Annotated in this window: 28 protein-coding genes, 1 tRNA gene and 1 riboswitch; of the genes, 12 read left to right on the plus strand and 17 right to left on the minus strand. The window is 43.2% G+C overall.

What is annotated here, in order from left to right; translation table 11 throughout:
* The first annotated feature begins 159 nt into the window (after positions 1-159).
* Positions 160-621, plus strand: coding sequence for a TRAP transporter small permease subunit (locus VJY63_RS01780; RefSeq protein ID WP_324048015.1), 462 nt, complete (start codon positions 160-162; stop codon positions 619-621).
* Between the two features lie 17 nt (positions 622-638).
* The gene (locus VJY63_RS01785; protein ID WP_414674800.1) at positions 639-2,018 is read left to right on the plus strand and encodes a TRAP transporter large permease; all 1,380 of its coding nucleotides are present in this window, start codon (positions 639-641) and stop codon (positions 2,016-2,018) included.
* A 79-nt stretch (positions 2,019-2,097) separates the two neighbouring features.
* On the opposite strand, the gene VJY63_RS01790 is transcribed toward VJY63_RS01785, so the two are convergent.
* Positions 2,098-3,216 (minus strand): TRAP transporter substrate-binding protein, encoded by a 1,119-nt coding sequence (locus VJY63_RS01790; protein WP_324048017.1) that lies wholly within the window; start codon positions 3,214-3,216, stop codon positions 2,098-2,100.
* 148 nt (positions 3,217-3,364) lie between these two features.
* Between VJY63_RS01790 and VJY63_RS01795 the strand changes: the two genes are divergently transcribed.
* Positions 3,365-3,709 carry a DUF2288 domain-containing protein gene (locus VJY63_RS01795; protein WP_324048018.1) on the plus strand — a complete coding sequence of 115 codons (345 nt, stop codon included), beginning with the start codon at positions 3,365-3,367 and terminating at the stop codon, positions 3,707-3,709.
* Entirely contained in the window at positions 3,706-4,389 is a 684-nt protein-coding gene (gene rluA, locus VJY63_RS01800) for a bifunctional tRNA pseudouridine(32) synthase/23S rRNA pseudouridine(746) synthase RluA (protein WP_324048019.1), read from the plus strand. Before VJY63_RS01795 ends, rluA begins: the two co-directional genes overlap by 4 nt.
* 56 nt (positions 4,390-4,445) lie before the next feature.
* Here the strand turns inward: rluA and ahcY are convergent, their stop codons facing one another.
* From ahcY to pyrE, 8 genes are all read right to left on the minus strand, one after another.
* The gene (gene ahcY / locus VJY63_RS01805) at positions 4,446-5,837 is read right to left on the minus strand and encodes an adenosylhomocysteinase (protein ID WP_324048020.1); all 1,392 of its coding nucleotides are present in this window, start codon (positions 5,835-5,837) and stop codon (positions 4,446-4,448) included.
* A 53-nt stretch (positions 5,838-5,890) separates the two neighbouring features.
* A riboswitch (S-adenosyl-L-homocysteine riboswitch) is annotated at positions 5,891-5,966 on the minus strand.
* A gap of 87 nt (positions 5,967-6,053) precedes the next feature.
* Positions 6,054-7,925, minus strand: a complete 1,872-nt coding sequence (locus VJY63_RS01810) for a methyl-accepting chemotaxis protein (protein WP_324048021.1) — start codon at positions 7,923-7,925, stop codon at positions 6,054-6,056.
* Positions 7,926-7,969: 44 nt separating this feature from the next.
* Complete coding sequence (trmB, locus tag VJY63_RS01815; protein WP_324048022.1) at positions 7,970-8,704, minus strand: tRNA (guanosine(46)-N7)-methyltransferase TrmB; 735 nt, start codon at positions 8,702-8,704, stop codon at positions 7,970-7,972.
* On the minus strand, positions 8,704-9,486 hold the full coding sequence (locus tag VJY63_RS01820) for a thiazole synthase (protein ID WP_324048023.1): 783 nt from the start codon (positions 9,484-9,486) through the stop codon (positions 8,704-8,706). Before VJY63_RS01820 ends, trmB begins: the two co-directional genes overlap by 1 nt.
* 31 nt (positions 9,487-9,517) lie before the next feature.
* On the minus strand, positions 9,518-9,718 hold the full coding sequence (gene thiS, locus VJY63_RS01825) for a sulfur carrier protein ThiS (protein WP_324048065.1): 201 nt from the start codon (positions 9,716-9,718) through the stop codon (positions 9,518-9,520).
* A 67-nt stretch (positions 9,719-9,785) separates the two neighbouring features.
* A complete protein-coding gene (locus tag VJY63_RS01830; RefSeq protein WP_324048024.1) occupies positions 9,786-10,211 on the minus strand; it encodes a PaaI family thioesterase in 426 nt (141 codons plus the stop codon).
* Between the two features lie 26 nt (positions 10,212-10,237).
* The gene (locus tag VJY63_RS01835; protein WP_324048025.1) at positions 10,238-10,828 is read right to left on the minus strand and encodes a YfaZ family outer membrane protein; all 591 of its coding nucleotides are present in this window, start codon (positions 10,826-10,828) and stop codon (positions 10,238-10,240) included.
* 24 nt (positions 10,829-10,852) lie between these two features.
* Positions 10,853-11,497 (minus strand): orotate phosphoribosyltransferase, encoded by a 645-nt coding sequence (pyrE, locus tag VJY63_RS01840; protein WP_324048026.1) that lies wholly within the window; start codon positions 11,495-11,497, stop codon positions 10,853-10,855.
* 180 nt (positions 11,498-11,677) lie between these two features.
* Between pyrE and VJY63_RS01845 the strand changes: the two genes are divergently transcribed.
* Positions 11,678-12,433, plus strand: coding sequence for an exodeoxyribonuclease III (locus VJY63_RS01845; RefSeq protein WP_324048027.1), 756 nt, complete (start codon positions 11,678-11,680; stop codon positions 12,431-12,433).
* Between the two features lie 57 nt (positions 12,434-12,490).
* Here VJY63_RS01845 and rph read toward each other — a convergent pair whose 3' ends face one another.
* Positions 12,491-13,210: a ribonuclease PH gene (gene rph, locus VJY63_RS01850; protein WP_324048028.1), complete on the minus strand. Its 720-nt coding sequence runs from the start codon at positions 13,208-13,210 to the stop codon at positions 12,491-12,493.
* Positions 13,211-13,269: 59 nt separating this feature from the next.
* Between rph and VJY63_RS01855 the strand changes: the two genes are divergently transcribed.
* Positions 13,270-14,130: a YicC/YloC family endoribonuclease gene (locus VJY63_RS01855; protein WP_324048029.1), complete on the plus strand. Its 861-nt coding sequence runs from the start codon at positions 13,270-13,272 to the stop codon at positions 14,128-14,130.
* An 82-nt stretch (positions 14,131-14,212) separates the two neighbouring features.
* Here VJY63_RS01855 and VJY63_RS01860 read toward each other — a convergent pair.
* The 3 genes from VJY63_RS01860 to dsbG all read right to left on the minus strand — a co-directional run bounded on the left by VJY63_RS01860 (position 14,213) and on the right by dsbG (position 16,053).
* Positions 14,213-14,289, minus strand: a tRNA-Arg gene (locus VJY63_RS01860).
* A 51-nt stretch (positions 14,290-14,340) separates the two neighbouring features.
* Positions 14,341-15,153 (minus strand): TlpA disulfide reductase family protein, encoded by an 813-nt coding sequence (locus tag VJY63_RS01865; RefSeq protein WP_324048030.1) that lies wholly within the window; start codon positions 15,151-15,153, stop codon positions 14,341-14,343.
* A gap of 18 nt (positions 15,154-15,171) precedes the next feature.
* Complete coding sequence (gene dsbG, locus VJY63_RS01870; RefSeq protein WP_324048031.1) at positions 15,172-16,053, minus strand: thiol:disulfide interchange protein DsbG; 882 nt, start codon at positions 16,051-16,053, stop codon at positions 15,172-15,174.
* A 102-nt stretch (positions 16,054-16,155) separates the two neighbouring features.
* Between dsbG and VJY63_RS01875 the strand changes: the two genes are divergently transcribed.
* Entirely contained in the window at positions 16,156-16,404 is a 249-nt protein-coding gene (locus VJY63_RS01875; protein ID WP_324048032.1) for a hypothetical protein, read from the plus strand.
* On the opposite strand, the gene VJY63_RS01880 is transcribed toward VJY63_RS01875, so the two are convergent.
* Complete coding sequence (locus VJY63_RS01880; protein ID WP_324048033.1) at positions 16,401-16,763, minus strand: hypothetical protein; 363 nt, start codon at positions 16,761-16,763, stop codon at positions 16,401-16,403. The genes VJY63_RS01875 and VJY63_RS01880 overlap by 4 nt on opposite strands.
* A gap of 171 nt (positions 16,764-16,934) precedes the next feature.
* Here VJY63_RS01880 and VJY63_RS01885 point away from each other — a divergent pair, with 171 nt between their 5' ends.
* The gene (locus tag VJY63_RS01885) at positions 16,935-17,507 is read left to right on the plus strand and encodes a chorismate--pyruvate lyase family protein (protein WP_324048034.1); all 573 of its coding nucleotides are present in this window, start codon (positions 16,935-16,937) and stop codon (positions 17,505-17,507) included.
* A complete protein-coding gene (gene ubiA, locus VJY63_RS01890) occupies positions 17,504-18,367 on the plus strand; it encodes a 4-hydroxybenzoate octaprenyltransferase (protein WP_324048035.1) in 864 nt (287 codons plus the stop codon). Before VJY63_RS01885 ends, ubiA begins: the two co-directional genes overlap by 4 nt.
* Here the strand turns inward: ubiA and VJY63_RS01895 are convergent.
* Positions 18,364-19,203: a response regulator gene (locus VJY63_RS01895; protein WP_324048036.1), complete on the minus strand. Its 840-nt coding sequence runs from the start codon at positions 19,201-19,203 to the stop codon at positions 18,364-18,366. The genes ubiA and VJY63_RS01895 overlap by 4 nt on opposite strands.
* Positions 19,204-19,351: 148 nt before the next feature.
* Between VJY63_RS01895 and VJY63_RS01900 the strand changes: the two genes are divergently transcribed.
* Entirely contained in the window at positions 19,352-19,789 is a 438-nt protein-coding gene (locus tag VJY63_RS01900) for an acyl-CoA thioesterase (RefSeq protein ID WP_324048037.1), read from the plus strand.
* Between the two features lie 31 nt (positions 19,790-19,820).
* Here VJY63_RS01900 and VJY63_RS01905 read toward each other — a convergent pair whose 3' ends face one another.
* Together VJY63_RS01905 and VJY63_RS01910 are read right to left on the minus strand one after the other, a co-directional pair.
* Entirely contained in the window at positions 19,821-21,278 is a 1,458-nt protein-coding gene (locus tag VJY63_RS01905; protein WP_324048038.1) for an NAD-dependent succinate-semialdehyde dehydrogenase, read from the minus strand.
* Between the two features lie 35 nt (positions 21,279-21,313).
* Positions 21,314-21,778 (minus strand): cyclic nucleotide-binding domain-containing protein, encoded by a 465-nt coding sequence (locus VJY63_RS01910; protein ID WP_324048039.1) that lies wholly within the window; start codon positions 21,776-21,778, stop codon positions 21,314-21,316.
* Positions 21,779-22,018: 240 nt separating this feature from the next.
* On the opposite strand from VJY63_RS01910, the gene VJY63_RS01915 reads away from it, so the two are divergent.
* Complete coding sequence (locus tag VJY63_RS01915; RefSeq protein ID WP_324048040.1) at positions 22,019-22,222, plus strand: hypothetical protein; 204 nt, start codon at positions 22,019-22,021, stop codon at positions 22,220-22,222.
* Between the two features lie 95 nt (positions 22,223-22,317).
* Positions 22,318-22,908, plus strand: coding sequence for a nucleotide exchange factor GrpE (grpE, locus tag VJY63_RS01920; RefSeq protein ID WP_324048041.1), 591 nt, complete (start codon positions 22,318-22,320; stop codon positions 22,906-22,908).
* Positions 22,909-22,945 lie beyond the last annotated feature (37 nt).

The following is a 22,945-nucleotide window of genomic DNA, read 5'->3' on the forward strand; positions in this document are numbered from 1 at the left end:
TTTGTGTGTTTTGGGCTAGAATATCATGTATTCTTGTTGGCTTAATTTAACTTTATATATGAGGGCTGCAAAGTGCAGGCTATAGCACTGATCATCCGATTAATCAGTCGATTTAATATCCTTCTAGGGCAGATTTTTTCCTGGTTTTCTTTAGGCATCGTGCTGGTATGTTTTTCTGTAGTCGTGCTGCGCTATGTTTTTTCTGTGAGTCAAGTATGGATGCAAGACCTTTATGTTTGGCTTAACGCCATGATGTTTATGGGCTTGGCTGGTTATGCTTTATTTAATAATTCTCACGTTAGGGTCGATATTTTTTACCGTCCGGCTAGCTTACGTCATAAAGCTTGGGTAGATATGTTTGGCAGCCTATTCTTTATTGCCCCATTTGTAACCATTTTGGTTTATTGGAGTTTTCCGTATGTTATGCGTTCTTGGAAATGGCTAGAAGGCTCATCTAACTATGGTGGTATGCCGGGCTTATATATCATTAAAAGCTTTATTATGGTATTTGCTTTTGTAGTGGCTCTACAAGGTTTAGCCATGTTTTTACGGGGTGTTTTGGTGTTATTTAATCAACAAGACTTGCTGCCTAAAGAATACCGTTATCGGGAGAATCACTAATTATGGAGCCGACTTTAATTGGTGAAGTGCTTTCGGTTGTGATGTTTTTTGGCATCATCGGTGTATTAATGCTGGGTTACCCCGTTGCTTTTTCACTGGCTGGGGTATCACTTTTTTTTGCAGGTTTAGGCTGGTTGTTAGGTGCTTTTGATCCATCTAACTTTAATAGTCTTGCCTCACGTTATATCGGCGTAATGCTAAATGAAGTATTGGTTGCTGTGCCTTTATTTATTTTTATGGGCATGATGCTAGAGCGTTCAGGCATAGCTGAAAAGTTATTAATAACTATGGGTCGTATGTTTGGCACGCTGCGTGGTGGTTTGGGTTTATCGGTTATTTTGGTGGGCGCTTTATTAGCTGCTTCAACGGGCATTATTGGTGCAACCGTAGTTACTATGGGGCTGTTGTCTTTACCCGCAATGATTCGTGCAGGTTATGATCCTCGCTTAGCTACTGGTGTTATTTGTGCTTCAGGCACGCTGGGTCAAATTATTCCACCCTCAACGGTGCTCATTTTTATGGGTGATATGCTGTCAGGCATTAACGCTCAAGTACAAATGGAAAAAGGCAATTTTGCGCCCTCTGCTGTTTCTGTGGGTGACTTATTCGCTGGCGCTTTTATACCCGGTTTAATGCTGGTTAGTTTTTATATGTTGTGGATGATTTATAAAGCCATAACCGACCCTAAAAGTTGTCCGGCTTTGGAAGTCACTGCAGAAGAAAAAGCTAACTTAGGACACGATGTTTTAACCAGCCTTTTGCCACCATTAGTGTTAATTATGGCCGTTTTAGGTTCTATTTTAGGTGGTATTGCTACGCCAACAGAATCGGCTGCTGTGGGTGCTGTGGGTGCTATGTTGCTAGCGGCAGTCAAACGTAAGCTAACGTTAACCAATTTACGCGAATGCATGAGTGCTACGGCAAATACCACGACTATGGTTTTTGTTATTCTCTTGGGTGCGTCTGTTTTCTCGCTGGTATTTCGTATGTTGGGTGGCGATGAGCTGGTTGCAGATTTTTTAGGGAACTTACCCGGTGGAACGCTAGGCGCAATCGTGTTTGTTATGTTGCTGATGTTCTTGCTGGGCTTTATTTTAGATACCTTTGAAATTATTTTTATCGTGCTACCTATTACTGCGCCTATTCTGCTAATGATGGATGTTGATCCTGTTTGGCTAGGCGTTATGGTGGCAATCAATTTACAAACCAGCTTCTTAACACCGCCTTTTGGCTTTGCGCTTTTTTACCTTCGCGGTGTAGCGCCTTCATCGGTACCAACCCGCATGATTTATGAGGGGGTCTTGCCCTTTGTTGGTATTCAATTGGTGGCTTTAGTTACTTTGATTATTTTTCCAGAAATAGTGACTTGGTTGCCTAACAAGCTTTACGGTAACTAACTTTTCAGCAAAATAGCATAAAAAAAGCGCACCCAATTATTTAGGTGCGCTTAGTTTTTTTGTAGGTGACTATTTAAAGCTACTTATAAATAAAGTGCTTCTCACGAGCCAAACCAAAGCGTTGGTCTACCTGCTCTGTACGAGTACGCAAGATAGTTAAACTCTTCACAAAGCTTTCTGCGGTTTCACGCGTTAATGCATCTTTATGTTCGCGCAGCTCAGTCATAATATTCATTGCAGCTTTAGCACCCGCTTCTAGGATGTCATCAGGGAAAGCGCGAATATTAACCCCGTGTTTATCAACGAGTTGTTTAAGTGCAATGGGGTCATTGGCATAAAAATCTGAAGCAACTTGGTCGTACTCTGCCTGACAAGCCACTTCAACAATTTGCTGTAAGTCTTTAGGTAGCTTAGCAAACTCTGATTTATTCACGACTAGCTCGGTTGCTAGACCCGGTTCAGTGAAGCTAGGCATATAGTACTCTTTACACACTTGGTGAAAACCTAACGCTAAATCATTAAAAGGCCCAACAAACTCAGCCGCATCTAAAGCACCGGTTTGCAGTGCTTGGAAAATTTCACCGGCCGGTAAATTGACAACGCTAGCGCCAATGGCTTGCCAAACTTTACCAGACAAACCTGGCGTACGAAATTTAAGGCCTTTAACATCTTCTATGCTGTTAACTTCTTTACGAAACCAACCGCCCGCTTGAGTGCCTGTATCACCTGATAAAAAGCCTTTAACACCAAACTGATCGTAAACCTTATCCCAAATTTGTTGCCCGCCCATATAACGTATCCAAGCGGTTAGCTCGCGTGATGTCATACCATAAGGAACACCCGTGAAAAAAGAGCTGGCTTCGCTTTTGTTCTGCCAGTAGTAAGCCGCACTGTGGCACATTTCTGCAGAGCCTTCGATAACGGCATCAAAAGATTGCAGTGCGGGTACAAGTTCATTGGCTGAATAAACACGAATCGTTAAGCGACCTGCTGACATGGCATTAATACGATCCGCTAAGCGTTGTGCGCCCACGCCTAAACCCGGAAAATTACGCGGCCAAGTAGTTACCATGCGCCAGTTATATTTTTTTTGAGATATGGCTGGTGTAGCAATACCGGCTGTTACAACAGCACCTGCACCTATGGCTGCGGATTTAATAAAGCCACGCTTACCTTGGTCGACTGATTTATCTTTCATTACAGCGAAACTCCAACAAGTTTTATATGAGTAGACTTTATTGTTTTAAGCAGCGATTTAGCGTCTTGTTAAGTAATCTACTAGAATGCCATTACTATAGAATGGCTTTTTTAATATTACACACAAACACAGCAAGGTCGAAAATAATATGCAAAATGAACACCCCGATGCTCGCCAGCCCGATTTACTGCGTAGCAAATTGGCCCTTGAAACGGCTTTAATTACTTGGCGTGAATTAGAAATACACCATGCGCGAGGTTGTGTGGTTCAGGTTAATAGTACATTAGATTTAACGGAAGTTGGCTTTCAGTTGACGCAAGATAATCGGGCGCAATTTCAACAATGGTTAGATTCGGGTGAAGTCGGCACAGTGGCTGATGACGATGCACATACTTGGCATCAAGAAAATACTGAACTTTGGGCATTAGTAGTGGCTCCTTGGGTATTGGTTCAAAATCGCCCTAAAAAACCTGCGGATGCGCGTTTGCAATGAGTTTGTTAGCAATCAACCAAGCACCACCCGTGTTAGATTATCAGCCACCTACCGAACCTTGGCTGGATATTCTTTACCAGGATAAAGACATATTAGTGGTTAACAAACCAGCAGGGCTGCTTTCTACGCCTGGTCGTGGTGAAGGCTTATACGACAGTGTAGAAGCACGCGCCAAACAAATATCACCCTATGCTGAACTTGCTCATCGCCTAGACATGGCGACCTCTGGCGTACTTGTTGTGGCGCTGCGTAAAGATGCTGAGCGTTCGATAAGAATGCAATTTCAAAACCGCCAAACCAGAAAAACCTACATCGCACAAGTTTGGGGCTGCCCAACAGAAACAGAAGGCGAAATAAACCTACCGCTAATATGCGACTGGCCCAACCGTCCACTACAAAAAGTCTGCCACGAAAGAGGTAAACCCTCGCTAACCCATTACCGTGTTATAGAAACCGATGGCAAAACCAGCCGCCTAGAACTCAACCCCATAACTGGGCGCTCGCACCAACTAAGAGTCCACCTAAAAGCCCTAGGCCATCCCATTTTGGGCGATAGGTTTTATTCGGAAGGCGAGGCGTTAGCTGCCAGCAGCCGTTTACTGCTTCATGCACAAGAGCTAGAAATAAGCCATCCAAGCACAACAGAGCCAATGACTTTTACTGCACCCTGTCCTTTTTAGTTGGTAATAAAAAAGCCCAGTTAAACTGGGCTTCTACTGTTAGCAAGCAATACTTACTAATAACGATAAGTCTCTGGCTTAAATGGGCCAGCCTGCGGCACACCTAAGTACTTGGCTTGGTCATTGGTTAGCTTGGTAATCACGCCACCAAAACCTTGCACCATATACTGAGCCACTTCTTCATCTAATTGCTTAGGCAACACTTCAACAGTAATGTTACTGGCTTTCTGGTCTGCTGCTAGGTTAGCAAAACCTTCTCCAAACAAATGAATTTGCGCTAGTACTTGGTTAGCAAAAGAACCATCCATAATACGGCTAGGGTGACCTGTTGCATTACCTAGGTTCACTAAGCGGCCTTCAGAAAGCAGAATTAAGTAATCATTACTGGCTTCATCAAACTGACCTGGCTTGCCATCACGGAAAATTTTATGAACCTGTGGCTTAATTTCCTGCCAAGCCCAGTTCTTACGTGTGTAAGCAGTGTCAATTTCATTGTCGAAGTGACCAATATTGCAGACAATCGCACCATTTTTCAGGGCTTTCATCATAGGCGCATCACACACATTCACGTTACCTGTGGTGGTAACTAATAGGTCAATTTTGCCTAGCAATAACTTATCCACACCTTCATCTTTACCGGTATTAACGCCGTTCAAATAAGGAGAAACCACTTCGTAACCGTCCATGCAAGCCTGCATCGCACAGATAGGATCAACTTCACTGACTTTAACAATCATGCCTTCTTGCCTTAAAGAAAGCGCAGAACCTTTACCTACGTCACCATAACCAATCACCAAAGCTTGCTTGCCCGAAAGCAGGTGGTCAGTCGCACGCTTAATCGCATCGTTTAAGCTATGGCGGCAGCCGTATTTGTTGTCGTTTTTAGACTTGGTAACCGCATCGTTTACGTTGATAGCAGGAATCTTCAAAGTGCCTTTCTGCATCATTTCAATTAAACGGTGCACACCTGTGGTAGTTTCTTCAGAAACACCGTGAATAGCGTCAATTAACTGAGGGTAATCATCGTGCAGAATTGCGGTTAAGTCGCCGCCATCGTCTAGCACCATGTTGGGTTCCCAGCCGTCTTTGCCTTCAATGGTTTGTTTAATGCACCAGAGGTATTCTTCTTCGGTTTCGCCTTTCCAAGCAAATACTGGCGTGCCCGCTGCTGCAATGGCTGCCGCAGCATGGTCTTGGGTAGAGAAGATATTGCAAGAAGACCAGCGAACTTCAGCGCCTAAATCAATTAGGGTTTCAATCAATACGCCGGTTTGAATGGTCATGTGAATACAGCCAACAATGCGCGCACCTTTAAGCGGCTGCTGTTCGCGGTATTTAGCACGAATGGTCATTAGCGCAGGCATTTCGCTTTCAGCAATGCGCAGTTCTTTACGGCCCCAATCAGCTAGGCTGATATCGGCTACTTTGTAATCAGTAAATTCAGACATATAACACTCCGTTTAGCAGAATAAATAGCCAATAAATAGTGGCCATTGCATCGTTTTAACGGGCGCCGTTAGTCTTTAGTTCCTGAACTGAGCCTGACAGAAAATGCTGCTGCAGCGCCCCTCAGTACAGAGAAAACAGTTAAGTTTAACTAACTTATACAAAAATTATAACTCAGCTAGACAGCCTTTGCAGCAGGGCAGCTATAAAAATAAAGCTTAGGTTAGTTTACCCATTTCAAAAGAAGCCGCTAAATGCGCTTTAAGCGATAAAATCTCTTCCTTTAGTTTGAGTGATTCAGCATGGTTGCCTTCAGCCGCTTCAGCAAGCACCAATGAAATATCATGGATTTTGCTGGTGTTGTCGTGAATTTCATTCGACATCATGTGCTGCTCTTCCACGGCGCTTGCGGTTTGCAGTGTCATATCATTAATGGTGGTGTTGGCTTTTGTGATGGCCTGAATTTGTTCATAAGCAAGGCTGGCTTGGTCGGTGCTTTCTTTGGCTGTCAGCTCACTTAAGCGCATTTCTTTAATGGTTTCTTGAGTTGCCGTTTCAAGTTTTTGAATTAACGATTGAATTTCTTGCGTTGCATTTTGGGTGTTATGCGACAAAGAGCGCACTTCATCGGCCACTACCGCAAAGCCACGGCCATGCTCGCCTGCCCGTGCCGCTTCAATGGCAGCATTTAAAGCTAGCAGGTTGGTTTGTTCGGCAATGTCATTAATGTTACGCAAAATTTTACGAATGCCTTCAACGGTTAAAGCTAGTTCATCCAACTTAATGGCGTTGCTGTGTACTAGTGTTGAAAGCTTAGAGATGGAATTATGGCTGCTTTGCATTAGCTTCATTCCCTGCTGGCTAGAATCGACCCCTGATTCTGAAGCGCTGGCAGTTCGTTCCGCATTTTCAGCAATTTCAGCGGTGGCAATCGACATTTGGCTTACCGCTTCAGACATTTGCGACAGGGCTTCACGCTGTTCTTGAGTTGCGTTTAGTGTTTCATTGGAGTGAACTTCTGTTGATTCAACACTTGCAAGTAATTCATCGCTTAACCGGCTGGTTTTGCCTAAGGTTGATTGTAGTTTTTCAATTAAGCGGTTATAAGCAAGGCTCATCATGCCAAACTCATCGTTTGAAGTAATTTGGGTGCGTTGCTGAATTTTACCATCGGCAAGCAAGTTGAGTGCTTGGGTAACACGTATTAATGGTGTACTGAAATAGTTAGTGAGTAACCAAATTAGAAAAGCAGCAATGGCTACTATAAGTAAGCTACTTAATACTAGTTGCAGGGTTAGGTCATAAAGTGGTGCTAAAGCATCTTTTTCATTCACTAATAAAATAAGCTTCCAGCCTTGCTCGGGTAATGATATTTCACGAATAAACCAGCTTTGATTCAGGTATTGCACTTTATCTAAGCCACGAAAACCTTCGCTTGCATTAGAATAAAGTTCAGTATAATTCTTGTTCGCTTGACTTGAATCTGGGTGGGCTAATAGCTGACCACTTTCATTGGTTAACCAAAGCTGTGAAGTCCAGCGAGTTTCCATCATCAAAAGTGTTTTTATAAGTTGAGTAAGGGTTACATCGCCTGCAACCACGCCACCCATACCATTTTGCATGGGCGCAGCAACAGTCACCACTAGCTCGCCAGTGCTAGAGCGTGGGTAGGGTTGGGTAATAATTAACTTATTAGCCTGCTGAGCTTGTTTATACCAAGGGCGAGCGGTTGGGTCATAGTCTGCTCGTTGCACTGTGGCAGGGTTAGATTGTAAAAACTCTTTTTGAGGTGTACCAATATAAAAAAGATCAAAACCACCTGAATCTTTTGCCAAAGTTAATGATGAATCAATGCCTTGACGACTGATTGGTAGGTTTTTAGTTGCTGAGCTTATAATGGCAGATTTGGCATCACTCCAGCTGTTTGCAGCATCCCTTGCTTGTTCTAATGTCATGGATATTTGGCTATCCAAGGTGGTATGTGTTTCATTCATTAGGCGGTAAAGTGCAAGGGCTGCTAACACTAAGCAAGTAATGAGTAGTAAGCTTAGTGTAGAAATTAACAGCTTGTTTTTAAAGTTTAATGCCACAGATAATTCCTCAGTATTTTTTATTGTAATATTTTATTTGAAAGTTAGTTAATTCGCCTATAAATCAAATCCCAAACGCCATGCCCTAAGCGTTCGCCACGCAGTTCAAACTTAGTTAAAGGGCGAGATTCTGGGCGTGGCACAAAATCACCTTGGGTCGCGGTATTTTCATAACCAGCGGCATTGTTCATAACATCGCGCATGTGTTCTGCGTAGGCTTCCCAATCGGTAGCTAAATGAAAACGCCCACCAATTTTTAGCTTTTTGCGAATCACTTCCACAAAAGGCGGCTGCACTATACGGCGCTTGTGGTGCTTTTTTTTGTGCCAAGGGTCGGGAAAAAACAGCTGAAATAAGTCGATTGAATTATCGGGAATGCACTGGTTAAACACCTCTACTGCATCTTCGTGGTAAACCTTTAAGTTATCCACACCCAGATCACCGGCCTCGCCCAACAACTTACCCACCCCAGGTAGGTGAACTTCAATGCCCACAAAGTCATGGTCGGGCATGGCTTGCACTTGTTCGAGTAACGAGCCGCCCATGCCAAAGCCAACCTCAACAACCAAAGGTGCATCACGCCCAAAAACGGCAGCAGCATCAAATGCACCATCTTCAAGTGTTAGCCCCAATTTAGGCAAAAAATCGCTAATGCCTCTTTGCTGCAAGCCTGTCATCCGCCCTTGGCGCAACACAAAACTACGAATACGCTTATCATGAATCGCATCATCCGCACGGTCGTGCTTATTGCTCACATTCGATTGTTCTGCATTGCTCATTATTTAATTAATCCTTCTAAGGGCGAACTGGCGCTGGCATAGGCTTTTTTAGTCATGCGACCCGCTAAAAAAGCTTCACGACCGGCTTGAATCGCCTTATTCATAGCGCTTGCCATTAACACCGGATTATGAGCATGAGCAATCGCTGTATTCATCAATACGCCAGTGCAACCCATCTCCATTGCAAAGGCGGCATCGGAAGCTGTACCTACGCCTGCATCAACCAATACCGGCACTTTAGCTTCTTCCATAATTAAACGAATATTGTGCGGATTAAGAATGCCCAGGCCTGAGCCAATTAAAGAGCCTAACGGCATAATCGCCACACAACCCATACCTTCTAATTCTTTGGCGGCTATGGGGTCATCGTTGCAATACACCATAACCTCAAAACCTTCGGCCATTAACTGTTCAGTGGCAATTAAGGTTTCTCGCATATTGGGGTAAAGGGTTTTTTGGTCGCCTAACACTTCTAATTTAACAAGGTTATGACCATCTAATAATTCACGCGCTAATAAACAGGTACGCACAGAATCTTTAGCATCGTAACAGCCAGCCGTGTTAGGTAGCAGGGTGTATTTTTCTGGCGAAATAACGTCGAGTAAATTAGGCTCACCTTGGTTCTGACCAATATTGGTGCGGCGAACAGCAAAGGTAACGATTTCAGCACCTGAAGTTTCAATGGCTGCTGCTGTTTCCTGTAGGTTTTTGTATTTGCCTGTGCCAACTAAAAGGCGAGATGAAAACTCACGTTGACCAATTTTAAAAGTATCTTGGTTCATTATTTATTGTCTCATTTTTTTGCTAGAAAACTTAGCCACCACCAATCGCGTGTACTATTTCAACGTAATCATCTGCTTTAAGTAGTGTTGTAGCATGGCGGCTTTTAGGAATGATTGATTCATTAACTTCAACTGCAAGGCGTTTACTAACCAAGTCAAGTTGTTGCAGTAGATCAACAATATTGATCGGTTCGGTTAGGGTATAGGGTTGCCCATTTAAGTGTATTTGCATCTTCACCTTTTAACCTTTTTATTTAAAGTAGGTGTTTTTTAAGCTAAGTATTTTTAAGTTAAGCATTTTAAACAGTGATAGGTGGTACAGAATAGGTAGCAACCACATGAGCAACAATGTCTTCTTCGCCTTCACTGTAAAGCTCAACCTCACCAATAATTAAACGTTTACCTTGTTTTAGCAAGCTTGCTTTTGCCATTATTGCGCGGTCAGAGCGGGGCTTGTTTAAAAAATGAATGGTTAAGTCGGTCGTAACCGTTAAAGCCACGGGTCCAATTTTAGAAAGAATAGCAACATAAAGCGCAACATCGGCTAAAGCCATTAATGTTGGACCAGAAACAGTACGACCAGGACGTAAATGACTTTCATTAATGGGTTGGCGCAGCAGGCTGTAATTTTCTGCAACTTCACACACTTCGCCAATGTATTGAGGGAACTCTTTATGCAAAAATTCAGCCAGTGCTTGGTGAGTCATTTTTAAGGCGCTAGTCATAGTCGTTAGCCTCTGGTTTTAATGGGTTAGAAGTTTAAACGGAAGCCAAGGTTTACCCCATTTTCTAATGGGTCTTTTAAGGTGTTTCTACCATATTTCACATTTTTAACTTTTAAATGGCGATACCCTAAAAACACGTCAGTATTTTGAATAACGCGAAAAGCAATGCGAGCACCCAGCTCATAAACTTGTTCGGTATCCCCAAAGCTAGTTACTTTAGGTGCAAACCAGCCATAGCCACCAGCTGAAAAGCGTTGTGCGCCTGGAAGGGTGTGGTAAAACAAGCCGCCGACAGCAATGGCTGTACCACTTAATGGGCCGTAATCATAAAAATATAAACGGCCGCCGACCGCAGCGCGGTAAGTAGCGTTATTCGTTTCTACGCCTTGAAAGCCCACCGTAGCCACAATAGCATTATGATCGCGGTGTTCTTCGGTATAAAGTAAACTGGCATTGACGTGTAGATTGGTCGTTTTAGGCAGACGGGTATCAAATTCAATTTGTGCGGTGTCATTATTTAAACTGGCTTCAATTGAACTGGCTGCTGAAGCATTTAAGCCAGTGGTGGCTAGCATGACAGCACCAGAAAAAGTAGCGAAGGTTTTTTTAGTCAACATATTCATACTTTCCTTTATAAAAAATTAAACACCGTAAGCTTGGCGATAGGCTTTTATGGCTGTTACGTGCTGCGTTAGGTTTGGTTGATCGGCTACAAATTTTAAAACGTCTTCCAAAGCAATAATGCTGATAACGGGGATCGTTAAATCTTGTTCAACTTCTTGAATGGCGGAGCGTTCGCCTTGTCCGCGTTCTTGGCGATTTAAAGCAATGACGACACCAGCAACGATGCCACCGGCTTCTTCAATTAACGGTATTACTTCACGAATCGCAGTGCCAGCAGTAATCACGTCATCAATAATCACCACACGTTTACCGCGCATATCGGCACCCACTAGCTGACCACCTTCGCCGTGAGCTTTTACTTCTTTACGGTTAAAAGTAAAAGGGGTAGGACGCTGATGGTGTTCAGCTAGCATAGTTGCTGTTGCAGCACCTAAAGGAATGCCTTTGTAAGCAGGGCCAAACAATACATCGAATTCTAAGCCTGAACGGACAAGCGTTTCAGCATAGCTTTTACCCAGTTCCACCAAAGCTTCGCCTGAATTAAATAATCCAGCATTAAAAAAATAAGGGCTAATGCGACCTGATTTTAAAGTGAACTCACCAAAACGTAGCACTTCTTGGCGTAGAGCAAAGTTAATAAAGTCTTTTTGATAATCAAACATAGTGGATGTCTATAGCTCATTTCTTAATAGGTTTAAAAGTATTGTGCATTCAGCAGGCAGTTGCGGCAAAATGACTTATATAAGCAACCTAGGGTAACAGCAATTCCCTAAAGGTCTGAAGGTCAGGTATCATACACTTTATTAAAATTTGTCACACGCGGGAATGGGAACAACCTACGCATGAAAGTTATTAGCCTGAATGTTGGCGGAATTAAGCAAGCCGTTGAAAGAGGGTTTCTCGATTGGTTGAAAGACCAAGATGCTGACGTTGTATGCGTGCAAGACGTGCGTACCAAAAGCTGGAAACTCGGTGACGCTATTGAGCGCCCAGACGGTTGGGAAGGGTATTTTTTTGATGCCGAACAAGATGATTATTCTGGTACTGGCATTTATTGCCGCAAAACTCCTAAAGCGGTAATGACAGGATTGGGTTTTGAATTGGCCGACCGAGAAGGTCGCTTTATGCAAGCTGACTTTGAAAAAGTTAGCGTTGCTAGTTTTTTAATGCCTTCAGGTGCTAATCCAGCTGAAAAAAAGTTGTTTTTAGAGCAGTTTCTAGAGTTTTTAAATAAGTTACGCCGCAAACGCCGTGAGTTTATTATTTGTGGTACGTGGAATATCGCCCATAAAACGCTTGATTTAGCTAACTGGCAAGATAATCAATTAAGTATTGGTTTTCGTCCTGAAGAACGTGCTTGGATGGATCAGGTCTTTGGCCCACTCGGTTTTATTGATGTTTTTCGTGAAGTAAACCGTGATACCGATCAGTTCACTTTTTGGCCTGACGCTAAAGAAGAGCGCCTAAGGCAAGAAGGTTGGCGTTTAGATTACCAAGTCGTTGGCCCGAATTTACGCAAAAACATTAAACGTGCTTGGATAGATAACAGCGTTAAATTTTCTGACCACGCTGCCTTGTTTGTCGAATACGAGTTTTAGTAAAGGGGATCAGAATCAATTTATGTTTTTAAATTGATTCTGATCCCTGACTTTAAACTAAAGACTTTTTAACGCTTCTTGTTGAATTACAAATAATTCACGGCAGCCTTTTTCAGCCAATTCTAGCATGGCGTTCATTTCTTCACGGCTAAATGCTTGACCTTCCGCTGTGCCTTGTACTTCAATAAATTTGCCGTCTTGCGTCATTACTACGTTCATATCGGTTTCGCAATTAGAGTCTTCAGGGTAATCTAAATCTAATACGGCTTCGCCCTTGTACATACCCACCGAAACTGAAGTAATAAACTGGGTAAAAGGATCAGATTTAATGCTTTTGTTTAGCTGCAAACTACGCAACGCATCCACCAGTGCAACGCAAGCGCCAGTAATTGAAGCGGTGCGCGTACCACCGTCGGCTTGAATCACATCACAGTCTAACGTGATGGTAAATTCACCCAGCTTTTTTAGATCAACGGCAGCACGTAACGAGCGCCCAATTAAACGTTGAATCTCTAAAGTACGGCCACCTTGTTTACCACTCGTAGCTTCGCGTCTATTACGTGTGTGGGTTGATCTTGGTAACATACCGTATTCAGCAGTAATCCAACCTTGGCCTTTGCCCTGTAACCAGCGAGGCACACCCTTTTCAACACTAGCGGTGCAAATCACCTGAGTATTACCGAAACATACCAGCACCGAACCTTCGGCATGACTGGTAAAATGACGGATGATTTTGACTTCTCGTGCTTGATCGGAAGCTCTGCCACTTGGACGCATTAATAATTTCCTAAACGTTAATTAAATTAGCCAGCTAGTATAACCCAGAAGGATATTCCATGACCGCCAGCATGACCGCTTTTGCCCGCCGTGAAACGCACCAAAACTGGGGGAGCCTGAGTTGGGAAATTCGCTCCGTTAACCAACGCTACCTAGAACCCACTTTTCGCCTACCAGAAACGCTACGAGACTTAGAGCCGCTGTTGCGTAATGAACTGCGCCAAGCCATTTCGCGTGGCAAGTTAGATTTAACTCTAAAATTTCAACCTACAGAAGCTAGCAGCCAGTTAGAAGTCAATACTGCTTTGTTAGACCAGCTGATTGCTGCTGCTGACCAAATTTATAACCGCACGCCAGCAGCAGCGCTTGATCCGCTGCGTCTGTTGCAGTGGCCTGGTGTTATGCAAAGCGCCAAAGCTGATGAAGATGATGTAAAAAAAACAGCGCTACAGCTTTTCAAAGACGCTTTAGTCGATTTAAAAGCCCATCGCCAGCGCGAAGGTGAAGCGTTAGCCAAACTGATTGAAGACCGTTTAGAACAAATTAGTCAGCACTTAATAACAGCACAAAACTACCTACCTGCTGCATTAGAAGTTTGGCGAACTAACCTATTAGAAAGAGCACAAAAGCTACAAATAGACGTAGACCTAGCAAGGCTAGAACAAGAAACCGTTTTGCTGGCACAAAAACAAGATGTGATGGAAGAGCTAGACCGACTAACCACTCACATAAAAGAAGTGCGCCGCGCCCTAACCAGCAAACAACCGATAGGCCGCCGCTTAGATTTTTTAATGCAAGAAATGAACCGCGAAGCCAATACACTAGGTTCAAAAGCCATTAGCATGGAAATGACACAGGTTTCAGTGGATTTAAAAGTGCTAGTAGAGCAAATGCGCGAGCAGATACAAAATATTGAGTAGTCAACTTTAATTTTAGGCGTGGGTAACGCCATTTAGCAATTATTTCGTATTCTGGTTTGATATGTTATCTGTGGTTAAGGATTGGCGCGCTAGGCGGGAGTCGAACCCACGACCTTCGCCTTCGGAGGGCGACACTCTATCCAGCTGAGCTACTAGCGCATACCTTGCAAAACAGCGTTTGCAAGGCCACGGATTGTAGGACGTGCGTGTTTATTTGTCCAGCAGCGATGTTTGTTGATTAATAAAGCGTTCGATTTGAGCACGGCTTAATTCACCAAAGTGCCGGTCAACTTGTTCGCCTTTGGCGTTATAAAACACGGTAGCAGGCAAACCGGGTGCGCTAAAAATTTGTCCGGCTTGTTGATGCACATCAAGCAACACAGCACCAAAATCAAACCCTTCGCTGCGTAAATAATGATCGACCGCCACAGTGCTTTCACCTTGATTAATCATCACCAACTGAATTCGCTCGTCACCTTCGTAACTATGTAACATTGGCATTTCACGTCGGCAAGGCGGACACCAAGTTGCCCAAAGGTTCACAATGATTGGCTTGCCTTGAAACTGGGTTAATTGCTGCTCTTCACCATCAAGTGTTGTAAAAACTTGATTCGGCAAGCCTTCGTTATTGAATGCGTTGTTAGGTGTTAATAGCAGCAGCGCCACCCCGACTAAACCAGCAATGCCAAGATTTGTTATGCCACCAATAGCCAATGGTGGCTTTTTATAAAGGTAAAACCCTGTAAAAGCCGCTGCAGAAATAATCGCACCCCAAACACTGTAACCGGGCTGCCAAAAATACAGTAGTGTCCAAGGTTCGCTTAAATAAGCCGAGGGTGCGCTTGCTGCATAAACCAATCTTGCTCCTAGCGTAGCTGCCAAAGCCGTTAACCAACCCCAGCGGGCAAGACCCGGAAAACGCTTGTTATAAAGTTCACTGCCCGCCAGTAAAATAATCAGTGCCACCAAGCCGGGAATACGGCTAATGGGTAAAATTAACGGGCCAAGCGTGATTGCTTCCATAGTATTTTTTCCTAACTTCTAACGAAAACGCATTAACGTAGGTTCAGTGTGTTTTTGAGCCGGTAAGCCAGTGATGCTAGGCAATTTTGGTAAGCGCAACATACCCGAATGGGTTTGTAGATCACCCGCTTCATTTAGCCAAACCCAACCAGGTGTGCCGTTGATACCAAAGGCTTGCATCAAACTCATATTCGCTTGCAGTTGCATTTTATCTTTATCATCCGCTGCTTTACCCATATCTGATGGATTTTCCCCAAACGCTTGCATACTTTGTTCAAGTAGTTTCGCTTGCTGATTGGGTGAAGTGCTTAATAGTGCTGCGGCTTTATCACGGCTATCTGGCTTTAAATAAGCCACCGGAATCCAGCGTACTTCAAGCCCTGCATCACGGTAAGGTTGCAGCGCTAACCAAGATAAGTGGCAAAAAGGGCAATTAGCATCAAAGAACATATAAATAGTCGATTTGGGCGCGTCGGCTTGGTTTTCTACACGGTTTTTTTCAGTAATAAAATAGCTAGTGGCTAAGTCTTCCCAGTTAGGTTTAGGTAGCCAGCTTTTTTGGTGTTCTTCGGTTAAATCATTGCCTTGTGCATCTAATAACACACCATTAATTAAAAACTCACCGTCGGTCGTGGTATAGACAAGGGTATCATTACCTTCGTAACTAACTACCCAGCCTGTGATGGATGCGCCAACGTGAAATTCACGTACAATGTCTAACCCTTTACTTTTAAGGTGTTGAATAGGTTCAGGTAATTGGTTTGGTAGGTTTGTTGCTACGGCATTTTGTTCACTTGATTGGGTTTGAGCTAAAGCAGTACCCGATAATCCCAGTAACAGGCTAAGCGCTAAAGTGAAGATCAGGGTGTTGTGTAAACGTACATGAAAAAAATGAATCATAAAGTAGACCGCCTCGGCTAAACCAATGCTAAAAAATAAGCGACAAGGTTAGCGATTTTGCTAGGCAGTGTCATCTTTTAGGTAGTGAAGGGTATTGAGTGAATGGGTATGTTTAATAATCGACTACGTTTATGGGCAATAGTTTCGCAAGCTTTAGGTTTTATGGTTATTTTTTGGTTAGAAACCTACTTGGGGCGTGGGCAAGCAGGCGCTTGGCAATTGGGTGTGTTATTGCTGATGCTCGCTGCTGCACTGTTGATTGCGGTATTAAAGCGCTACCAACAACGTAAAGCGATGCGTTTAGCAGAGCAGCGTTCTGCCCTGCTGCGTGAAGAAGCGGCAGATGATTAAATTTTTAGGTGCTTGATTAAGCTTTGCAGTTGAAAAAGTAGTTTGTAATCCCCTTCTACTTTGACATCGCCTTCTTGAATCGCTCGCATAAAAGCATTTTTGTCTTTACTGGTTAATACCTTCCAAGCTTTGGCAGGGCTGCCAAATACTAGGGTTAAATCCATTGGCTGATTGTTGGTATTTTGAGTTGTTACCTTGGTTGCGTGTAAAAAGAAGCAATGGTTTAGCTGACTGCCAGCAGTTTTTATAGCAAAGTTTAGCGGTTGTTTTTCCAGTTTTTGTCGGAATTTTTCATCGTTACGCCAAGTACGCTTTAATAGAAATCCCAGTATCCACAGTAAAAATTTTAGTTTAAGCATTGTTATTGGTTTCCCTAGCTGTGAATAAGATTTAAGAATAATAAAGAACATTCAGAATAAAACAAGCGTTTTAAAAAATAGCCAAGTTATCGATTTAATAGTCGGGTGCTTCCCTTGTGGTAGAATTTGTAACCTTTATAGATATAGACCAAAAAGCACCTTTGTTTTTTTATGCCATTAATCAATTTAGCTAAAGCTTCAGTCGCACACCTGCCCAATACCGCAGCGGTACATTGGCAGCCAAGTGCCCATTTAACAGGCGCTCCAGCAGGTGCTTGGCGTAGTTGGCTACAAGAGAAAGGGTCGCTGACGCTGCGCTTAAAAAGCCACACTAAGCAAAGTTTTCGGGTCAGGGTTTTAAATGAGGCTGTGCTGTGTCCGCATAATAATGAACTCGCTTTGTTAGGTTGTCTCAAGCAGCGTGCTTGGGTGCGTCAGGTTTTATTAGAGGTCGATGATGAGCCTTGGGTCTTTGCGCGGTCTGTTTTGCCTTTAGATTCACACGGTATTTTACAACGTCGCCTTACGCAAGTTGGCAATAATGCTTTAGGCCATATCTTGTTTAATAACCCATTAGTTAAGCGTGAAGCCTTGGTATTTTGTGCGCCTAATCAGCTGTCAGTGCCTAGTTTGTGGGGCCGTGCTTCTTGTTTTTCTGACCAGCATTTACGCTTGCTAGTTGCTGAACATTTTTTACACCCTATGGCTAAACAGTTACTTTTATCTGGAGTGCCTAAATTATGATGCCTTGGTATCAACGCCTTCCCGCTTTTGTTGATCTAACCCGTTTAAACCGCCCCATTGGTACTTACCTTGTTTTGTGGCCTACGCTTTGGGCGCTGTGGTTTGCGGCAGAGGGTATGCCAGACATTAAAGTGCTGCTGATTTTTGTGGTGGGTGTGGTGTTAATGCGCTCAGCAGGTTGTGTGATTAATGATTTTGCTGATCGCAAAGTGGATGGCCATGTGCAGCGAACCTGCACGCGCCCTTTAGCGACTGGCAAGGTAACCGCTAAAGAAGCTTTAATCTTATTTTTTGGATTAATCTTCATTGCGTTTTTTTTAACGCTATTTACTAACGTATTAACAATTGTGTTAGCGCCCGTGGCTTTGTTGTTAGCAGCCATTTATCCGTTTATGAAGCGTTATACCCACTTTCCACAAGTGGTATTAGGTGCTGCTTTCTCTTGGGCAATTCCAATGGCTTTTGCCGCACAAAGCAATGCTTTGCCGCCTGCGCTATGGCTGGTTTTTTTGGCTAATTTGGTTTGGACGGTGGGTTATGATACAGCTTATGCGATGGAAGATAGAGAGGATGACCTAAAAATTGGCGTTAAATCAACCGCGGTATTTTTTGGACAATACGACCGTTTAGCGATAGCTATCTTACAGTTATTCACTTTACTGCTGCTGGCTTTGGCAGGCATAGCTTTTGAACGTGGTGTTATTTTTTACCTAGGCTTAGTAGGTATGGCAGGTTTTTTTGTGTGGCAACAGTGGTTAATTCGTAAACGCCACCGTGGGCCTTGCCTACGCGCATTTTTGAATAACCACTATGCAGGTATGTTGCTATTTATTTTGCTGGTTATTGATTATCTTATTTAAAGCAGCAGTGCTAGCACTTTGTTAAATTTAGCTTCAGTTTCAGCCTCTTGGGGTAAAAACTGTACTCGCAAATTGAACTTGTCACTTTCTGGATTGCGTTCCGTTAGCTGTAGGCTAGAAACGTAAGCTTTAACCGTGACCTTAACCGCATTGTCTTCACTGCCTGCAGCAATGCCTAGGGTTATTTCTTCGGTTAGGTTGGGCCGACCTTCACTTAGTTTACCTAACAGTAGGGCTTCTTGTGGGTTAATATCACGAATAATAACAGTCATACGTTCTTCACCCGTTAGCAGCAGCGCTTTACCAAAAGGGCCTTTGCGTTTAGGTGTAGCGGTTGAGCGTACTTTTACTTGTGCCAATAAAGGGTTGCCACCCGCTAATAACTCTGCGCCACCCGCAGCAGATATACGTTCTTTACTACGCCCCATACTCATGGCTTCTTCACGGGTAACACAGCCAGACTTAATTAGCTGCTTCATAACTTTGTTCATTAGCTGTTCAGGTGTAAAAGGCTTGGTAATATAGTCATTTACGCCGGCTTGCAGTGCTTCTACTACGTTTTCTTTTTGATCTAAGCTAGTGACCAATACAAAAGGTTGTTCTTTTAAGTTTTCTTGGCAGCGTACCCATTGCAATAATTCGATGCCACTCATTTCGGGCATTTCCCAATCACAAAGAATCAAATCAAAACTGTTATTTTGTAAAATTGATTGTGCTTTACGTCCATCAACGGCTTCAGTGATTTCCATTGAAGGGTATTCATTTCGTAATGTTTTTTGTACCAAGTCACGAATGAACTTAGCATCATCAACGATTAAAAGCCTTATTTTTTTCATATTTGCGTGCCAATTTAGAAGTGAAATTAAATGCATTCAAGTTTAGCGCTAAAGCTCAGCCAATGTCAGTAGTGTATTAAATGCTTAAACAATTTGCTTTCTTATCCATTGCAGGTAAAATTTTTCTATATCGCAACTGCGAACAATAATGACAAAAGAGACGGATGCAAGCATGATTGACCATGATGATTTAGAAGATACTCCCGGCCCAGAAGGGCAGTTAAGTTTAAAGTTAGTGGCGACACCTAAAGACACCAACCTACACGGTGATATTTCGGCAGGTTGGGTCGTCTCACAAATGGAGCAGGCAGCAGAGTTAGCCGCCGCACGCTTAGCCAAAGGGCGCACCGCTACGGTTGCATTAACGAGCATGGACTTTCTTTGCCCTGTTCGCTTAGGCAGTTTGGTGCAAGTGCATTCGCAGCTATTAGAAACCGGCACTAGCTCGATGAAGATTAATATTGAAGTGTGGATTTTACCACCCAACGAAAAAGACCCCAATAGCCTATATAAGGTGACTGAGGCCACTTTTGTTATGGTTGCGTTGGATGATAAAGGGCGTATTCGTACTTTACCAAGCAACTAAATATTTTTTTATTGAATACTTTTTTAATTGTTTAGACACTCATGCAAAGGTATTTCATTTCTAAGTATTCATCAATGCCGTGGCGTGAACCTTCACGCCCTAGCCCTGATGATTTAATGCCGCCAAAAGGTGCTACTTCGGTAGAAATTAGCCCCGTGTTAATGCCTATCATGCCATATTCAAGCGTTTCGGCTACTTTCCAAACACGCGATAAATCCCGTGCATAAAAATAAGCTGCCAGGCCATATTCCGTTGCATTTGCCAGCTCTATGACTTCATTTTCATCAGTAAAACTAAACAGTGGTGCTAGCGGCCCAAAAGTTTCTTCCTTGGCAACTAGCATCGCTTGCGTTGCACCAGAAATGATTGTGGGTTCAAAAAAGCTTGCGCCTAAAGCGTGGCGTTTGCCGCCTAGTAATAGTTTGCCGCCTTTTGCTAACGCATCTTGTAAATGCCGTTCAACTTTTTCAACCGCAGCTTGGTCAATTAAAGGGCCAATTTCTGTGCCTGCTTCTAAGCCAGAACCTACTTTTAACTTGGCAACAGCGGCCGTAAATTTTTCTGCAAAAGCAGCATAAACGCCTGCTTGAACATAAATACGATTAGCACAAACACACGTTTGTCCAGCATTACGGTATTTAGAAATAATCGCGCCTTCAACTGCTGCGTCTAGGTCGGCATCATCAAAAACAATAAAGGGCGCGTTGCCACCCAGTTCTAGCGATAATTTTTTAAGCGTGGGCGCACAGGCTTGCATCAAGTGAATCCCGATTGCTGTTGAGCCAGTAAAGGATAGTTTACGCACAATTGGGCTGGCGGTTAGTACTTCGCCCACGCTGCGTGCATCATTTACGTCGGCTGTCACTATATTGAATACGCCTGCTGGAACACCTGCTTGTTCGGCCAGTTGCGCTAAAGCTAATGCTGATAACGGCGTTTGTGGTGCAGGCTTTAGTATCAGCGTACAACCTGCAGCCAGTGCTGGTGCGGCTTTTCTGGTAATCATTGCTGCTGGAAAATTCCACGGTGTAATAGCGGCAACCACCCCTACCGGCTGCTTTAATACTAAAATGCGTTTATCGGGTTGATGACCTTGTAGCACTTCACCATCAATACGCTTGGCTTCTTCAGCAAACCATTCAACAAAGGAGGCAGCATAAGCTATTTCACCCTTGGCTTCGGCTAAAGGTTTACCTTGCTCTTGGGTCATAATGAAGGCGAGTTCGTTTTGATGCTGCATGATTAAATCAAACCAGCGTCGCAAAATTTGGCTACGGTCTTTAGCTGTACGCTGCCTCCAAGCCGGCAAGGCAGCGTTGGCCGCTGCAATGGCTTGCTCGGCATCAACACCGTTCATTGAAGGCACTTTGGCAAGTAGTTCACCATTGGCAGGGTTAAATAAGTCATAATGCTTATTGCTTTGAGCAGCAACCCATTGACCTTTAATAAAGGCTTTGTTGTTGATAAATTGTGTGATTTTAGTGGGCATAAAAAATACTCTTAAAGTGTTTTGTCTAGTGTCAATTAGCTGCGGTTACTAAGCTCTATATTTTTCTGATGCAAACGCTCAATTAATTTTAGGATAATTTGATCTTTAATTTTTTCACGCGCTGAAGGGGCGAGTGTTTTAAGTGCTGAACGGCTACAGCGAAATAGAAGGGTTTGCTTTAAAGCTACTACATTGGCTGTTCTGGGACTGTCGGTTATAAATGCTGCCTCACCAATGGTTTCGCCAGGTGGCACTTTGGCGATGGCAATTTCTTTGCCTGCTTCGTTGGTAACGCGTACTTCTAGTTCACCGCTTAATGGTATGTACAAAGTAGGATCTACACTTCCTTCTTTAATGATGTATTCTCCTACTTCTGCAAGGACGATCATACCTTTCCCTTCAACTAGCAGGGTTACATCTGTATTATTAAAGTCCTTGAAAAATTCAAGGCGTTGTAGAAGCTGAATAATTTTATGTCGAAGTGTATTAATCTGTTTCATCAGAAATTTTCCATTGAATACGGCGAAATTGGCTTTAGAATAACAGAGGTTGTAAAGTAAAAAGTGTGATCCATGTTGAGAACTAACAATAATTAGCTATACGACTAATAAGCATTTAATTATTTTTTCTATTTTTGTTGACCGTAAGTACAGCTACTAAGCTTGATTTATAGTAGTTTACAAGGCTGACTATTAAGTAATTACTCGAATTTTATAACTAAAACTTTAGAGGTGAAGCACTTGAAGCCAAATGGCTTGCCAGACTATTACCGGCAAAAAATAAGTTTACATGACGAGCTTGAAAGGCAGTTTCGTGAAGAGCTATTAAAGCTTGATAAAAAGAAACCTGTTATTGATCCAGATATCGTCTTACGAGAAGAGATAGAGGTTTTGTTAAAAAACTATGATATTTCTCCCGCTCGGATGTTAGAAATTCTTTCTTGAAATTTTGTTAGCCTGCCCCCATTTATCTGTAACCTAATCAGTTCAGCATGAATTAACGCAAGGGTGCTTAACGCATCCGGTTTACGGAGTTAGATATGAGCAAGCAAGAAGAAATTCAAGAGCAAATTGAAGGCGAGTTGCAAGATTTAATTAATGCCGATGTTGAGCAGCCTAATAATCTAAGTCCAGAAGAGACCGTTGTTAGCTTATCTGCTCAAATCGAAGTTTTGCAGCAAGAAATCGCTTCTGCTCGCGATCAAATGTTACGTGCTTCTGCTGATGCACAAAATACAAGGCGTCGTGCAGAAGCCGACGTAGAAAAAGCACACAAGTTTGCACTCGAAAAATTTGCGCGTGAATTGCTCCCTGTTGTTGATAGTTTAGACAAAGCCACTGAAGCTTTATCGGGTGTTGCAGACGCTCAAAAAGAAGGTGTAGAAATGACCTTACGGCTATTTTTAGCTACTTTGGGTAAGTTTCAAATTAAACAACTTGATCCGCTTGGGCAAATTTTTGATCCTCAATACCATGAAGCCATGAGTATGGTACCTAACCCTTCTTTGCCAGCCAATGCAGTGATGGATGTGTTGCAAAAAGGCTATTCTTTAAATGAACGCTTGCTGCGTCCTGCGATGGTGGTTGTGGCTACGGGCGGTGAACCAAAAAAAGTTAATGAGACGGCTTGAAATAACGCCAATTAGCACACATTAACTAGACAAGCGA

Source organism: Marinospirillum sp., assembly GCF_035271045.1.
Classification (GTDB): domain Bacteria; phylum Pseudomonadota; class Gammaproteobacteria; order Pseudomonadales; family Halomonadaceae; genus Marinospirillum.